Genomic DNA, 14554 nt, shown 5'->3' on the forward strand with positions numbered 1-14554 from the left:
GGCGTAAATCAAGGCTCCTTCGACTCTTGCGCCGGCGCCATGTACCACTTGTCCCTGGGTACCCACTTCTCCTGTTGCGGATCACCCAGGTAGTGCGGCGACATGATCTGTACGCCGTACTCGTTGAACACATCCTGGATGTTGGCGTGCAGCATGCTCAGCAGCACCGCTCGCGGCCGTGGCTGGCTGGGAATGGCCTGGGCCACCAGCCGGTACTCGGGGTAGAAATCCGACAACGCCGTCTGGAACACCTGCGGCGGTGGGGTTTCGAGGACGCCGGGCGTGCGTTTGGCGGCTTCCAGCAACATCCCTTCGACCTGCCGCCAGGGGGTGTCATAGCCAATGGTGACCACGGTGTCGACCACATAACCGGGGCCTTGTACGACCCGTGAGTAGTTCTTGGTGACCGTGCCGGTGATCATTGAGTTGGGCAGGGTCAGCACTTCGCCCAGGCCTGTACGAATGCTGGTGGTAAACATGCCCAGTTCAGTGACCGTGCCTTCGTGCTCGCCAATGCGCACGAATTCACCGGGACGCAGGGTCCGGGTGTACGTCAGGATCAATCCGGCCGCCGCCTGCCCGACGACGCTGGAAGCACCCAGCGAGATCATCAGGCCGACCAGCACCGACAAGCCTTTGAATGCATCGGTACCTGCACCCGGCAAGTAGGGATATGCCATGGCCAGGGCAAACAGCCAGATCGCCAGTGACGTCAGGCGCTGGGTGGGTTTCAGGGTTTCGTGGTTCAGCCAGTTGAAGGTGCCGGGCGTGGCCATGCGCCGCAGTATCCGGCGGGAGAAGGCTGTGGCGCCTCGTGCAATGAAGAAAATCGCCAGCGCTACGCCGAGTCCGGGGATGGCCCCGAGAATCCCTTGCAGCAAATAACCGGCGACTTCCAGCAGATAGTTGTTAAGGCTCTCGCCCCAGGGCCGGGTATAGGGAAAACGCGACAGGACAAACCCCAGCCATTCGTAGCTGAGCAGCAGCACGATGACCCAGCGCAGCACTTCCAGCACGCGGCTGACCAATGGATAGAGAAAGTTGGCGTCGATCAGCGGAACCCGCCCGACCTTGAGGGCCTGGGTGTGCCGATGCATCAGGTCGGGCAGTTTTTTCAGCAGTTTGCGCCGTAGAAAAGCCATGGCCAGGAGCAGGCCCAGATAGATACCGGTGGCGAGCAGCGCGGCGCCCACCGACCGGAGTATCAAGTGCAGGCTGCGAGCTTCCTGGGTTTCGGCCACCACCTGACGCAGTTTTTCAGCTGCGGCTTCGGCGGCTTGCTGCACCGAGTCGAATTCGGTGGCGTCGAAATCCTTGGGCGTAACGATGAAAGCGCGGCGAGAACCGAGCAGCACCATGTAGCTTTTCATGATCGGATCGAGGGTAACCTTCAGGTCGTCGGCCTCGTCCAGCGCCTCACCGATCACCGCTTTCGCCCGTTTGACCCGCGAGGCTGGGGCTTCACCAAGGAGGGTCGCGCGAAACACCACGACACTGCGGTTGGCCACTTTCAGTTCAGCAGGGGCATCAACCACCTTGGGTGAATCCTCGGCCCACAGCTGCAACGACCAGAACAACCCGAAAACAGTGAACAATACAACGAGCAGCCTGCTCCGCATCTGTCAGATCCCTACTTCACAAATTTCTGGTCGAGTGCACGTACCGCAGCGTAGCTCACCGATGAACGGTTGTCAGATGGGTGCTTCTGTAGGCGCGAGCTTGCTCGCGATAAACCGGAGAGCACTGCGGGGCACCTGCCAGCCAGCGTTATCGTTGACGACCATCGCGAGCGGGCTCGCTCCTACAGGGTTTGTGTTTTCGCCGGCAGCCAATGCCATCTGTAGGAGCGAGCCTGCTCGCGATAAACCAGAGAACACCACGGGGCACCTGCCAACCCGCGTTATCGTTGACGACCATCGCGAGCGGGCTCGCTCCTACAGAGTTTGTGTTTTCGCCGGCAGCCAATGCCCCCCTGTAGGAGCGAGCCTGCTCGCGATAAACCGGAGAACACCACGGGGCACCTACCAACCCGCGTTATCGTTGACGACCATCGCGAGCGGGCTCGCTCCTACAGGGTTTGTGTTTTCACCGGCAGCCAATGCCCCCCTGTAGGAGCGAGCCTGCTCGCGAAAAACCGGAGAACACCACGGGGCACCTGCCAACCCGCGTTATCGTTGACGACCATCGCGAGCGAGCTCGCTCCTACAGTTACGGTGTGTTCAATACCTGATTCAAGGGTTGACCTGGTAACCCTTGCCCTGCAAACAACTGGTGTAAGCCGACGTGGTGTTCGCCTGCGTGGTTTTCGATTGCTCCCGGCGTTCCTGGCGCTGACGTGACGCACCGACTACGGCGCCGGCTGCCGCTGTCTCCTTGGCGCGGTTCTGGCGATAGTCCTGTTTCCTGTCATCGTCGACACGATCATAAACCTCGTCATGTTGATTGCCGCGCACCTGGGCCCCAACCGCGCCAGCGGCAGCCCCGGCAGCAGCACCCTTGACCCGCCCGCCGGAAGGCGTGGAAGCCGTCGATGCGCTTTGGCTGGCGGCGATGCTGTTGCATTCGTTGATGTCGGCCTGGGTTTGTTGCGAGCTTTGCCCTTTCATCGGCACTACCGTTTGCGCCCATCCCGGGGCGCTCAAAACCGACAAGGCGAGACACAGACTGATGGGTGAGAATTTTTTCATGATGACCTCCGGATGAACCTGGTTCACCCCCAACAGGAGTTTAGATCAGCCCCCATCAGCCACCCGGTTACTGACCGGCGGTGAGCTCGATCTCCATGACCAATTGGTCTTCGACCCAACGTACCGGCACGGCCTCCAGTTGCGCGCCTTTACACGGGCCGTCGATGCAGTGCCCGTCGTCGTAACGAAACATCGCACTGTGATGGGCGCACATCAGGACCTTGCCGCGCCAGGTGCAGAACTGCTGCGGATTGAAGTCCAGCGGCACCGAGAAATGCGGGCAGCGATTGATGTACACCCACACCTGCTCGCCCTGACGCACCGCCACCAGCCCGGCGGGATGCAGTTGCTGGTGCTGTGGCAATCCCAACGCCCCGCCGTCGGCGATGTCGTCCAGTCGGCACAAGGGAATGCTGGTCATGGAAAACCGCGCAGTTCGGGATTGCCCAGGCTCCAGTGCCAAGGACGAATCTGCAGGCTGGCGAACAGTCCCGCCTGGACATAGGGATCGTCGCGCATGAACGCTTCCACCTCCGGCAGGCTGCCCGCCTCGATGACCAGCAAGGTACCCGTCATCGCCGCGCCGGCATCATCAAGGATCGGGCCGCCGAGGCGCACGACGACCCGATGATCCCCGGTCGCACGCAAATGCGCCTGGTGACTGGGCCGCAGACGCTGGCGCAGCGCCTGGCAGTCCGAGTGATCAGTGGCAAACACCGCAAAGAACTGACCCATGATTCACGCAGATTCCATGACAAATTCATAACATGCACGCTTGAACGGCACGTCCATACCCAGCCTGGCGGACACATCGTCGTGGCAGGTCAAGTCTTCGTAGATCACCTGCAACGACTGTTTCACCCCAAACACTGCATCGGATTGCAGGTACGGATCATCGTGGTTGAACAGGTGCGTGACCAGTTTGCGATAGCCCGGCACATCAATCATGAAATGCAGGTGAGCTGGCCGCCACGCATGGCGATTGGCGGCATCGAGCATGCGCCCTACCGGGCCATCGGTCGGTATCGGATAGGCCACCGGGACAATGGTGCGAATCGCAAAGCAGCCATCCGCGTCGGTGCGATAGCGCCCGCGCAAGTTGCCGAACGGCTGTTCGGTGTCCTGTCCGGAATACATGCCGTTTTCGGCGGTCTGCCACACGTCCAGCACCGCGCCGGCCAAGGCATTGCCATGGATGTCGACCACGCGCCCGCGTACCAGTGCGGTTTCCCCGGGCGTGAAGGCCATGTTTTCGCCGAACTCGCGATCCGGCATGCCATCGATGTAGAACGGCCCGAACACCGTGGTCTCGGTGGCCGTTGCGCTGTGGCGATGGTTGATCGCGTCGACCAGCATCGAAACGCCAAGGGTGTCCGACAGCAGAATGAATTCCTGGCGCACCAGGCCATCGCATTTGTGCCCGGTGTCGGTCAGAAAGCCAATGCCTTCGAACCACTCCTGCTCGGTCAACTCGACCTCGCTGACAAATGCATGCAGGTGGTGCACCAGGCTTTGCATGATCTGTTTGTAACGCGCATTCGGCGCATCGTTGAAGCTGTTCACTGCCTGCTGGGAGATCAGTGATTCCATGGTTTTGTCTTGATCGGTCATTGTTGTTATTCCGACGAGGATAAGAGTGGCTGGCAGATCAGGCGGGAGCCAGACCTGTCAGAGCACGGTTGAGCAGCGCCTCAATCGGGCCTTGTTCAAACGGCCGCGGGTTGTAGTAAGGGCTGGCGCAGGCGATTTGCGCGGCTTCGGCCGGGCCGTTGGCCGGGAAGCCGATGTCCGCCAGGGCCAGTGGAATACCCAGCTTCTGGTTCAGCGCGTACAACAAGGCACCGACCTCGCTCGCCTCACTCCCACCCAACGCGCGCGCAGCCCGTTGCAAAGGCCCCGCCGCTGCTTCGCGGTTGTAATGCGCGGCGTGGGGCAAGACGATAGCGTGCGCCTGGGCGTGGGGCAGATTGAACGTGCCACCCAAGGTGTGACAGAGTTTGTGGTGCAAGGCCATGCCGACCGAACCCAGGCAAATGCCTGCCAGCCATGCGCCGTACAGCGCCTGGCTGCGCGCCTCGGGGTCATCGGGATGCTTGACCACACCCGGCAAGGCCTGCGCCAGCGAGCGAATCGACTCTTCGGCCATGAAGCCGATGATCGGGTTGGCATCCTGGGCGTACAGCGCCTCGACCGCGTGGGCCATGGCGTTCATGCCCGAACAGGCCGAAATGTGCGCTGGCAGGGTCAGGGTCAATTGCGGGTCGTAGATCACGGTCCTGGGTAAAACCCGAGGATCCCGTCCGGTTTTTTTCAGGCGATTTTCGGTCAGCCCGTAGATCGGCGTCATCTCGGAACCGGCGTAGGTGGTCGGCACTGCCACGATGGGCAGGCCGGAATCCATCGCGATCGCCTTGCCCAGGCCGATGGTCGAGCCACCGCCAATGGCCACGCAACAATCCGCATCCAGCCGCGCCGCCTCAAGGCGCGCCGCTTGCGCCACTTCCAGCGGGACATGCATCACGGCCTTTGGATAGACACCGGCGGCACGATCACCGAGCAACGCCGCGACCTGTTCGCCGAGCCCCTGCTGTTCCGGTGTGGTCAGGATCAACGCACGCCGCGCACCCAGCCGTTCGATTTCCTCGGCCAGCGCCGAGAGCTTGCCCCAGCCGAACACCACACGGGTCGGCAGGCTTTGATAGACAAAGGGATTCATGGCTGGCCTCAGCGTTTGTAGTACGGCGGGATGTTGGCGTCGACATTGACCCAGACCGAACGGGCTTCGGTGTAGTCGTGGATCGCTTCGAAGCCCATTTCCCGGCCATAACCGGACTGACCGACACCGCCAAACGGACTGCCCGGGTTGACCCGTTTGTAGCAGTTGATCCAGCACATGCCGGCGTGAATCGCCTCGGCCATCTTGTGCGCGCGGCTCAAATTCTGCGTCCACAGGCCGCTGCCCAGCCCGTATTCGGAGCCATTGGCGATGGCCAGGGCCTCTTCGTCGGTGCTGAAGCGCACCACAGTCACGAACGGACCGAAGACTTCCTCCTGGCAAACGCGGTCACCAGGCCTGGCCTCGACCACCGTCGGCTCGATGTAGAACCCATTGGCCAACGCCTTGTCATCCGGTGCCTTGCCGCCGGCCAGGACCTTGCCGCCCTGCTCGATGGCAATGTCGATGTACGCCATCACCCGGTCGCGGTGCAGCGCCGAAGTCAATGGGCCCATTTCGGTGTCCGGATCCAGCGGGTCGCCCAGGCGAATGGACTTGGCCAACGCAATGAAACGCTCAAGGAATTGATCAGCGATGTCTTTGTGCAGAATCAGCCGCGAACCGGCGATGCAGGCCTGGCCCTGGTTGTGAAAGATCGCCCAGGCCGCGCCATTGACCGCCGCGTCCAGGTTGGCGTCCTCGAACACGATGTTCGCGCCCTTGCCACCCAGTTCCAGCTGGATGCGCTTGAGGTTGCTTTGGGAGGCTTCGACGATCCGCCGCCCGGTGGCGGTCGAACCGGTAAAGGCAATCTTGCCCACATCGAGGTGTTCGGCCAGCGCTTGCCCGGCGGTATGGCCGTAGCCCGGCACCACGTTGACCACGCCCTTGGGGAAGCCGACTTCCGTCATCAGCTCGACAATGCGCAAGGTCGACAACGGTGTGATTTCCGAAGGCTTGATCACGATGGTGTTGCCCGCCGCCAGTGCCGGGCCCATTTTCCAGCTGGTGAACATCAGTGGGAAGTTCCACGGCACGATCTGCCCCACCACGCCAATCGGCTTGCGTTGCACGTAGTTGAGGAAGCCCGCCTCGACCGGAATCACCGAACCTTCGATCTTGTCCGCCATGCCGCCGAAATAACGGAAGCACGCTGCCGTGCGCGGCACGTCGAGGCCACGGGAATCGCGGATCGGATGCCCGGTATTGAGGGATTCGAGCTGCGCCAGTTCTTCACCGCACGCTTCGATCCGGTCCGCCAGTTTGAGCAACAGGCGTCCGCGTTCGGCAGCGCCCAGCGCCGACCAGGCCGGGAAGGCGCGCTTGGCGGCGGCCACGGCGAGGTCGATGTCAGCGGCTTCGGCAGCTGCGATGCGGGTGATCAACGAACCGTCATGGGGCGACACGACGTCGATGGTGCCGCCGCCGACGGCATCCACGAAGCGGCCATCGATATAGAGCTGATTTTGCATAATGGTTTCCTCGCACCGCGCGGCTGGCGCAGTGTTTGACGAAGTGATTGCTGAACGCTTTGCCCGGCGCTGGGCCGGGCCGGACACGAGGTCCTAGAACTCGATCGGATACGGCTTGAGCTCACCGCTTTCGTAGCGTTGCGGCAGGTTTGGCGTGGCGTTTTCCCAGACCATCAGCATCGAGCGTTTGGTCGAGTAGCCCTGATGACGGATGTCCGCGGGCATGGCGCAGATGTCGCCGGCACGCATGGTGATGCGCGCACGGGGATTGCCGTCGTCCTTGTCGCCGACGTCCCAGATGATTTCGTCGGACATCTGCAGGAACCACTCGATGCGGTCGTTGCCGTGGAACACCGGCAGGATGAACTCCTCTGTGGTCGGGCAGAACAGGCTGGCCTTGCACACCGAAGTCACCGACGGGTTCCAGGTCACGTCGGAGCGCGACAGGTACTTGAACAGGTTGAAGGCATGCAGTTCGCCTTCGAAGCCTTCGGCGGCATGGACCTCCGGTTCGTCCTGCGGCACATCGATGAACTGGCGGTTGACCGGCAGGTCGTCACGCAGCGGCGAGTCATCCTTCAGGCCCGGCATGCGTTTGGTGGCGATGCGCGAGCGCTCGATGGCTTCGATGTTGTTGCCGTTCTTGCGCCCGAATGCGCTGCCGGTTTCTTCCGGGGCGGCAAAGGGGTCGAAGGTGGCGTTGGTCCAGTCCCGCAGGATGGCCTTGAAGGTGGCCATGATCAGCGGCGTTTCGAAGTTTTCGGTGTAATTGACCCCGGCCGCCTTGAGCGTGCCGTTGAAGGTGCCGGCGTACAGGTCGACCTTGCCGTAGTAGTTGCGGGTGCCGATGACCTGGTCAAAGTTGACCCAGCCATAGAAAAAGCCCCAGGCCACGTCGCGCATCATGGCGCGCAGGAAGGCATCGACCGGAATCAGGTGCGAGCGGGTCTGGCCCTTGGCCGGCCAGGTGATGCGGGCGAAATACTCGTCGCGCGACAGTTCGAAGGCGCCGAGCTTGAATGAGCGGTAGCCGGTGACGGCATGGGGCGCGCTGGCCTGGACTTCATCGTCGGCAAGGTGGGCGGTGTCGGCAGCGGTTTCAAGCATGGCCATGGCGGAATTCCTCTTGTTGTTGTGGGGGGGCGGTCGGATGTGGCAGATCACTTGAAGCAGATGTCGGCCCACTTCTCGACCGACAACGGGCCTTTGATGGTCTGCTGCAGGATCACACCCGGGCGGCTGGCTTCGAAGCGATAAGCGGTGCCGACCGGCAACAGGCACTGATGGCCGCGCTTGAGCAACACATAACCCATCGGTTTGCCGGCCGGTACGTCACCGGCCAGGTGCGTGCCCTCGCCGGCTTTCAACGGCGCATCGAGCTTGAGGAAGTCCACGCGAACCTCACCGTCCATGACGATGGCGAATTCATCGTGTGCTGCGGTGTACCAGGGCGACTGGCCTTCGGCACGGATGGACTCAACGACGTAGCCGAGGTTGAAACCCACCACGACTTTTTCATAAGAGAGGGACTTATCCGCCACTTCGAAAATGTTGGAAAAGGCGTAGTGGCTGGCCTGGCCGCTGATGATTTCAACCGACCCTTTGGTGTAGTTGTCCAGCGAGCCGAAGACCGTTTCGATTGCAGCGCTACTCATGGTTTTCACCGTTTTGTTGTTGTAGTAACAGTGAGCCAACAGTACGTCGCACCACCTCGGCGAACAATTAGAGGACCGGCGACAACAGTGTTTGCGAAACGCGAACACTGTTGTAGGAGCTGCCGCAGGCTGCGATCTTTTGATCTTGCTTTAAAAAATCAAAAGATCGCAGCCTCGTTGCACGAGACAGCTCCTACAGGGAGTACGTGGTCATCAGCGCACCCAGCCACGCTCCAGCAGGGGCTTGTCCCAGCATGGCTCATCGCCGAAGTTGTCCACCAGAAAGTCGATCAACGTACGGACTTTCAAGGCCCGGCGCTGGGTGGCGGGATACACCGCCGAGAAGTTGAACGAGGACAGCGCATACTCCGGCAGCACCGGAATCAGCCGACCGCTGAGCAAGTCATCACTGGCCACCAGGGTCGGCAGGCAGACAATGCACACCCCGGTCTGCGCGTAATCGCGCAGCAAATGCACGGAGTTGGAGCGCACCTGGCCCGGCAGGCTCAGCTCCACTTGCTCGTCGTCGCGGGTGAAGATCCAGCGATTGCGCGACGGATAGCCTTCGTACAGGGCGATCTTGTGTTGCAGCAACTCCTGGGGATGGGTCGGTACACCGAACTCGCCGGCGTAATCCGGGGACATGCAGAACAATCGGCGCACGCTGAACAGCTTGCGCTCGATCAGGGTTTCGGCCATGGGCGGGAACATCTGGAACGCCACGTCGAAGCCTTCTTCGATGGGGTCCACCACCCGGTCGTTGACGATCACGTCGACTTCGATGTCCGGGTACAGGCGCGTGAACTCGGCCAGCATGCGGCCGAAGTGACCAATGGCAAACCCCGGCAGCATCTGCACCCGGAGCTTGCCGGTGGGCTTGGCCCGCAGTTCGCGCATGTGTTCGGTCAGCGAGTTGAAACCGGCGACCATGTCGGCGCATTCCTTGTAGTAGGTCTCGCCCACTTCGGAAAGCCGCACATGGCGCGTGCTGCGGTGGAACAGCGGCGCGTTGATGAATTGTTCCAGTTGCTGGATGCGGTGGGTGATCACCGAACGGGTCACCCCCAGTTGCTGGGCCGCCTTGGCGAAGTTGCCGGTTTCGGCCACCCGCACAAAGGCTTCGACACTGAGTAAACGATCCATGGGCAGGTACTCTGGATGTTTTTTGTTCTTGTATGAACAGCGAGGTTAGCCTGTCGCTCCACTTCCAGGGCGAAAACCTGCCTGTAGGAGCGAGCCTGCTCGCGATGGACTTGAGAACTCCGCGGGGTGTCAGGTACTCAGCGTTATCGTTAACGTCCATCGCGAGCGGGCTCGCTCCTACAGGTCATGGCCGGGCGGACAATCGTCGCTGCATCGGGAATACCTGCCAGCCCAGCCGCTCGCTGATCAACCCCCACACCCCTTGCGGCGCCTTGAGCATCATCACCACCGCGACCACGCCAAGGATGATCATGTACAGCGCGCCATACTGCGCCAGACAACCGCGCAATACGAAGTAAATCAGCGTGCCGATCAACGGCCCTTCCAGGGTGCCGATGCCGCCAATGATCACGATAAAGATCACCACCGCCGTCCAGTCCTGCAGGTTGAACGCCGCGTCCGGGGAAATCCTCAGCTTTTGCAGGAAGATCAACGCTCCAACCACGCCCGTACAACCCGCGGCCAGTACATAGACCATCAGTTTGGTGCGAAACGTATCTACACCGAGGCTGCCGGATGCCGGCTCGGAATCACGAATCGACGCCAGGGCCAGCCCCTGACGCGAGCGCAGCAAAAAATACACGACTGCCACGGCGGCAATGGCGATGGCCATCGCGGTGAAGTAGATCAGCGTTTCACGTCCGTCCCGGTCATTGCCGATTTGCCGCACAATCGCTGCCGGCAGGCTTTGCCCCGACCCGCCACCCAGGCTGCTCATCTGCGCCAGGCCCAGACGGAAGACCTCCGCCACCACCCAGGTACCAATGGCGAAGTAAGCGCCGCGCAGGCGAAAGACGATCAGCGCCGTGGGAATCGCCAGCAACGCCACCAACATGCCTGAAAGCAGCACCGCGACCAAGGGCGGCACACCGAATTGGCTCGCCAGCATGAACAGCAGATAGCCGCCCAGGCCGACGAAGGCCTGCTGCCCTACCGAAACCATGCCGGCGTAGCCCGCCAGCAGGTTCCACATTTGCGCCAACGCCAGGTAGTAGGCGAACTCCACCACCAGGCGCAGGCTCGCCCGGTCGGCCCACAAGGGTGCACTGAGCAAGACCAATACGCACAGGCCCAGTAACGACAGGCCGATGGTGCTGCTGGTGGTCGTGCGTTGTACGCGATAAGCGAGCGCGGGGTTGTTCAAGGCATTCATCAGTCGACACTCCGGGGAAACAGGCCACGCGGGCGCACGACCAGGATCAGCAGAAACACAAGGTGACCAGCGAGGATTTGCCAGCCGGGATCGATTTTTGCCCCCAGGGTTTGCGCAACGCCGAGAATCACTCCTCCGGCCAGCGTGCCCCACAGGCTGCCCAGGCCACCGATGATCACTGCTTCGAAGCCGTACAACAGCCGCGCCGGCCCGACCGTAGGATCAAAACTGGTGCGGATCGCCAGGAACACGCCGGCAATCGATACCACGGCCATCGCCAGCGCCATGGCCAGGCCGAAAATGTGCGCGTTGTTGATGCCCATCAGCCGTGCGGTGTGCTGGTCATCAGAGGTGGCGCGAAACGCCCGGCCCAACGATGTTTTGTAGAACAGCAACTGCAGGCCGCCAATGATCAGCAGCGCACTGCAGAACACGATCAGCGGCATCACGCCGACGCTCAGGCTGCCCATGCCGACACTGGCCACCTCCAGGTCGCCTTGAGCCAGTTTCTGGCTGTCGGCGCTGAAGAATTCCAGCAGCACGTTCTGCACGATGATCGACAGGCCGAACGTCACCAGCAACGGCGGCAGGATGTCCGTGCCCAACGTGCGGTTGAGCAACAGCCGTTGCAGCAGATAGCCGAAACAGAACATCAGCGGCACCACGATCAGCAAGCTCGCCAACGGGCTGAACCCCAGGTGATTGACCACCAGCAGTGCCAGGTACGACGCCAGCACGATGAAGTCGCCATGGGCGATGTTGACCAGTCGCATGATGCCGAACATCAGCGACAGCCCCACCGCGAACATCGCGTACAAGCCGCCGAGCAACATGCCTTGAAGCAAAGTATTGAGCCATTCCATCACTAGATCCCGAAATACGCGGCTTTGATTTGTGCTTTGTCCGCATCCCCTGGCCGGCCGGTCAGGGACACCCGCCCCTCCTGGAAGCAATAGAAGCGGTCGCACACACTCAGTGCCTGATTGATGTCCTGCTCGACGAGAATCACCGTGGTGCCGTCGGCCTTGATCGAGGGCAATGCGGCGTAGATGTCCTTGATCGTCGTCGGCGCCAGGCCCAGGCTGATTTCGTCGCACAACAGCAAGTGCGGGTTGGCCATCAGGCCCCGGCCAATCGCGACCATTTGCTGCTGGCCGCCAGACAGTGCGGTACCCGGACGCTTGCGCAGTTTTTCCAGCACCGGGAACAGCTGATAGATGCGCTTGAGCGTCCACGGTCCCGGGCGTTTGCTGTAGGCGCCGATCAGCAGGTTTTCTTCCACGCTCAGGGACGGAAACAGCTTTCGGCCCTCCGGCACCAGCGCGATGCCGCGCTCCAGCACCTGATTGGCTGCCATGTCGCCAATGGTCTGCCCCTTGAAAGTAATGGCGCTCGGCTGGTTCTTGATCAACCCGGCCAAGGAGCGCAGGAACGTCGATTTGCCCGCGCCGTTGGAGCCGATGATCGCCACGGTTTCACCGGCCTCAAGGGTCAGGCTGATGTCGAACAGCGCTTGAAAGTCGCCATAGCCGGCGCAGAGTTTTTCGATGGTCAGCATGCGTCAGCTCCCGATGCCCATGTAGATGTCCTGGACTCGAGGGTCGGCCATCACGCTGCGCGGTTCGCCTTCGGCCAATTTGGCGCCGAAGTTGATCACCGTCAGGCGACTGACCACCGCCAGCAAGGCGTGCACGATGTGCTCGATCCAGATGATGGCGACACCCGACTTGTGGATGCCCTGAATGGTTTCCACCAGTGCCAGGCATTCCGGTTCGGTCAGGCCTCCGGCAATTTCGTCGAGCAACAACAGGCGCGGCCGTGTCGACAAGGCCCGGGCCATTTCCAGGCGCTTGCGGTCGAGCAAGGTCAGTGAGCCGGCCAGCACATTGGCCTTGCGCATCAGGCCAGTGAGTTCCAGCGTCTGCGCACACCATTGGCTGGCTTCGTTGTCACGCAGCCGTGCACCGAAGGTTGCGCCTACCAGCAGGTTCTCGAACACGGTCATTTTCACGAACGGATGCGGAATCTGATGGGAGCGGCCGATGCCCTGCTGGCAGCGCTTGAACACCGGTTCGCGGGTGACGTTGCGGCCTTCGAAATGAATCGTGCCTTTGTCCGCCGCTACGCCACCGGCGATCAGGTTGAACAACGTGCTTTTACCCGCGCCGTTGGGGCCGATGATGCCCAGGGCTTCACCCGGTTGCAGGGTCAGGTCGATGGCGTCCGTGACCTTCACCGAGCCGTAGCTTTTGTGCACATCGGTCATTTGCAGAAGTGGTTGTTGCATGGTGCACCCGTGTCCTGTTGCGCGATCAATACGTAATGGCCTGCATCTCTCCGCCCAGCGGAATCGCCGGGGCGGTGGCATTGCTGGTCACGATCAGGTCGTATTTATTGTCCTTGCCCAGTCGCCACTGGCCGCTGACCAGAGGCGTCTTGGCGACGTTCTTCACCGGTCCGCCATTCCAGTTGATCGGGCCGACCACGGTGTTGAGGTGGGTCTTGAGCAAGGCATCGCGGACCGCTTGGGCGTTGCCGATTTCTTCGGTGCGCTTGAGGATGTCCACTGCCAGCTCGAACAGGGCATGCACGAACCCCAACGGTTGCGTCCACTGCTTGCCGGTGGCCTGGGTGAAGCCCTGGGCCAATTGGCCGGCACTGGCGCCGGTCAATGACGAGCTGAACGGGTGCGTCGGGCTCCACCAGATTTCGGTCGACAGGTTGTTGCCGGCCTTGCCCAATGCCTCGACTGCCGTCGGAAACAGCAAGGCCTTGCCCACCGACACGGCTTTCGGATTGAAGCCCTGCTGCCGGGCCTGGGTCCAGAACGTGCTCAGGTCCGGCGGGATGACCACGCCGGTAACGATCTCGACATCAGCCTTTTTGAACGCGGCGATCTGCGCGGAAAAATCGTCGGTCAGGCTTTGAAAGCGGCCAGGGTCGACCAGTTGAAAGCCCTTTTGCGCCAGTACTGGTGGGAACCCGAGCTTCTGGTCGCCCCAGGCATTGCCGTCGCCATCGTTGGGGAACAGACCGCCGACAACTTTATTGGACGGCATCGCTCCCCACATGGCGCTGTAAGTGCCGATCACATCTTCCAGGCCCCAGAAGAAATGGTAGGTCCACTCGAAGCCTTGATCCGGCTTGCCGCCCCGGGTGAAAAACCACGGCTGCCAAGGGGCAACGGTGGAGATGCAGGGAATCTCGTTGATTTCGCACTGGTCGGACACCGGGTTGGTGGTTTCCGGGGTCGACGACACCAGCATCAGGTCGACCTGGTCCGACAGGATGAGCTCGCTCGCCACTTCCGCCGCGCGGTTGGGGTTGGACTGGCTGTCCTTGACGATGACCTCCAGGCGATAGGCCTTGCCTGCGACATTGATCGAGTTCTTCAAGACTTGCTTGAGCGACTCGATGATGTAGTTGTCGGCCGCCGCAAACGGCGCCAACGGCCCGGTCTGCGGGCTGACGTAGCCGAGCTTGATCACCCGCTCACCGCCGATGGCAAAGGTGAACGGCATGCTTGCCAGTGCCACGCCACCGGCGGCAATACCGGTACTGCGCAGGAAATCACGGCGGGAGAAGTCGCGGCCTAACAGGTTTTTATCGTTGTTGTCTGTCATGTAAGTACTCCAAAAGCCTGGACGAACGGGGTCGCCACGTGTGGC

The 14554-nt window shown here is 61.6% G+C and carries 15 protein-coding genes; all 15 read right to left on the reverse strand.

All coding sequences use genetic code 11. The features are described 5' to 3' along the window. Positions 1-8: 8 nt before the first annotated feature. The 15 genes from CD175_RS06675 to CD175_RS06755 all read right to left on the reverse strand — a co-directional run bounded on the left by CD175_RS06675 (position 9) and on the right by CD175_RS06755 (position 14509). A complete protein-coding gene (locus CD175_RS06675; RefSeq protein WP_104448225.1) occupies positions 9-1619 on the reverse strand; it encodes a mechanosensitive ion channel family protein in 1611 nt (536 codons plus the stop codon). A 612-nt stretch (positions 1620-2231) separates the two neighbouring features. After that, positions 2232-2687: a YMGG-like glycine zipper-containing protein gene (locus tag CD175_RS06690; protein WP_104448227.1), complete on the reverse strand. Its 456-nt coding sequence runs from the start codon at positions 2685-2687 to the stop codon at positions 2232-2234. Positions 2688-2754: 67 nt separating this feature from the next. Then, positions 2755-3108 (reverse strand): Rieske (2Fe-2S) protein, encoded by a 354-nt coding sequence (locus CD175_RS06695; protein ID WP_104448228.1) that lies wholly within the window; start codon positions 3106-3108, stop codon positions 2755-2757. Then, positions 3105-3422: a YciI family protein gene (locus CD175_RS06700; protein WP_007997964.1), complete on the reverse strand. Its 318-nt coding sequence runs from the start codon at positions 3420-3422 to the stop codon at positions 3105-3107. Before CD175_RS06700 ends, CD175_RS06695 begins: the two co-directional genes overlap by 4 nt. A 3-nt stretch (positions 3423-3425) precedes the next feature. Continuing rightward, positions 3426-4298 carry a dioxygenase family protein gene (locus CD175_RS06705; RefSeq protein WP_104448229.1) on the reverse strand — a complete coding sequence of 291 codons (873 nt, stop codon included), beginning with the start codon at positions 4296-4298 and terminating at the stop codon, positions 3426-3428. 37 nt (positions 4299-4335) lie between these two features. After that, positions 4336-5403, reverse strand: coding sequence for a maleylacetate reductase (locus CD175_RS06710; RefSeq protein ID WP_104448230.1), 1068 nt, complete (start codon positions 5401-5403; stop codon positions 4336-4338). Between the two features lie 8 nt (positions 5404-5411). Continuing rightward, positions 5412-6875 carry an aldehyde dehydrogenase family protein gene (locus tag CD175_RS06715; RefSeq protein ID WP_104448231.1) on the reverse strand — a complete coding sequence of 488 codons (1464 nt, stop codon included), beginning with the start codon at positions 6873-6875 and terminating at the stop codon, positions 5412-5414. Between the two features lie 93 nt (positions 6876-6968). After that, complete coding sequence (locus tag CD175_RS06720) at positions 6969-7988, reverse strand: hydroxyquinol 1,2-dioxygenase (protein ID WP_104448232.1); 1020 nt, start codon at positions 7986-7988, stop codon at positions 6969-6971. A 47-nt stretch (positions 7989-8035) separates the two neighbouring features. Then, positions 8036-8530, reverse strand: a complete 495-nt coding sequence (locus CD175_RS06725; protein WP_104448233.1) for a cupin domain-containing protein — start codon at positions 8528-8530, stop codon at positions 8036-8038. A 213-nt stretch (positions 8531-8743) separates the two neighbouring features. Beyond that, positions 8744-9673 (reverse strand): LysR family transcriptional regulator, encoded by a 930-nt coding sequence (locus CD175_RS06730; RefSeq protein WP_104448234.1) that lies wholly within the window; start codon positions 9671-9673, stop codon positions 8744-8746. Between the two features lie 184 nt (positions 9674-9857). Beyond that, positions 9858-10886: a branched-chain amino acid ABC transporter permease gene (locus tag CD175_RS06735; RefSeq protein ID WP_104448235.1), complete on the reverse strand. Its 1029-nt coding sequence runs from the start codon at positions 10884-10886 to the stop codon at positions 9858-9860. Beyond that, complete coding sequence (locus CD175_RS06740; protein ID WP_104448236.1) at positions 10886-11749, reverse strand: branched-chain amino acid ABC transporter permease; 864 nt, start codon at positions 11747-11749, stop codon at positions 10886-10888. Before CD175_RS06740 ends, CD175_RS06735 begins: the two co-directional genes overlap by 1 nt. 2 nt (positions 11750-11751) lie before the next feature. Continuing rightward, complete coding sequence (locus CD175_RS06745; protein ID WP_015095245.1) at positions 11752-12444, reverse strand: ABC transporter ATP-binding protein; 693 nt, start codon at positions 12442-12444, stop codon at positions 11752-11754. A 3-nt stretch (positions 12445-12447) separates the two neighbouring features. After that, positions 12448-13173 carry an ABC transporter ATP-binding protein gene (locus CD175_RS06750; RefSeq protein ID WP_104448237.1) on the reverse strand — a complete coding sequence of 242 codons (726 nt, stop codon included), beginning with the start codon at positions 13171-13173 and terminating at the stop codon, positions 12448-12450. A 25-nt stretch (positions 13174-13198) separates the two neighbouring features. Further along, positions 13199-14509, reverse strand: a complete 1311-nt coding sequence (locus CD175_RS06755; protein ID WP_104448238.1) for an ABC transporter substrate-binding protein — start codon at positions 14507-14509, stop codon at positions 13199-13201. Positions 14510-14554: the final 45 nt, after the last annotated feature.

This window comes from Pseudomonas laurylsulfatiphila (assembly GCF_002934665.1).
Classification (GTDB): Bacteria; Pseudomonadota; Gammaproteobacteria; order Pseudomonadales; family Pseudomonadaceae; genus Aquipseudomonas; species Aquipseudomonas laurylsulfatiphila.

Bases quoted from the DNA above. Each gene is read 5' to 3' on its own strand.
- CD175_RS06675 (WP_104448225.1), bottom strand. From the start codon at position 1,619: ATGCGGAGCAGGCTGCTCGTTGTATTGTTCACTGTTTTCGGGTTGTTC.
- CD175_RS06690 (WP_104448227.1), bottom strand. From the start codon at position 2,687: ATGAAAAAATTCTCACCCATCAGTCTGTGTCTCGCCTTGTCGGTTTTG.
- CD175_RS06695 (WP_104448228.1), bottom strand. From the start codon at position 3,108: ATGACCAGCATTCCCTTGTGCCGACTGGACGACATCGCCGACGGCGGG.
- CD175_RS06700 (WP_007997964.1), bottom strand. From the start codon at position 3,422: ATGGGTCAGTTCTTTGCGGTGTTTGCCACTGATCACTCGGACTGCCAG.
- CD175_RS06705 (WP_104448229.1), bottom strand. From the start codon at position 4,298: ATGACCGATCAAGACAAAACCATGGAATCACTGATCTCCCAGCAGGCA.
- CD175_RS06710 (WP_104448230.1), bottom strand. From the start codon at position 5,403: ATGAATCCCTTTGTCTATCAAAGCCTGCCGACCCGTGTGGTGTTCGGC.
- CD175_RS06715 (WP_104448231.1), bottom strand. From the start codon at position 6,875: ATGCAAAATCAGCTCTATATCGATGGCCGCTTCGTGGATGCCGTCGGC.
- CD175_RS06720 (WP_104448232.1), bottom strand. From the start codon at position 7,988: ATGGCCATGCTTGAAACCGCTGCCGACACCGCCCACCTTGCCGACGAT.
- CD175_RS06725 (WP_104448233.1), bottom strand. From the start codon at position 8,530: ATGAGTAGCGCTGCAATCGAAACGGTCTTCGGCTCGCTGGACAACTAC.
- CD175_RS06730 (WP_104448234.1), bottom strand. From the start codon at position 9,673: ATGGATCGTTTACTCAGTGTCGAAGCCTTTGTGCGGGTGGCCGAAACC.
- CD175_RS06735 (WP_104448235.1), bottom strand. From the start codon at position 10,886: ATGAATGCCTTGAACAACCCCGCGCTCGCTTATCGCGTACAACGCACG.
- CD175_RS06740 (WP_104448236.1), bottom strand. From the start codon at position 11,749: ATGGAATGGCTCAATACTTTGCTTCAAGGCATGTTGCTCGGCGGCTTG.
- CD175_RS06745 (WP_015095245.1), bottom strand. From the start codon at position 12,444: ATGCTGACCATCGAAAAACTCTGCGCCGGCTATGGCGACTTTCAAGCG.
- CD175_RS06750 (WP_104448237.1), bottom strand. From the start codon at position 13,173: ATGCAACAACCACTTCTGCAAATGACCGATGTGCACAAAAGCTACGGC.
- CD175_RS06755 (WP_104448238.1), bottom strand. From the start codon at position 14,509: ATGACAGACAACAACGATAAAAACCTGTTAGGCCGCGACTTCTCCCGC.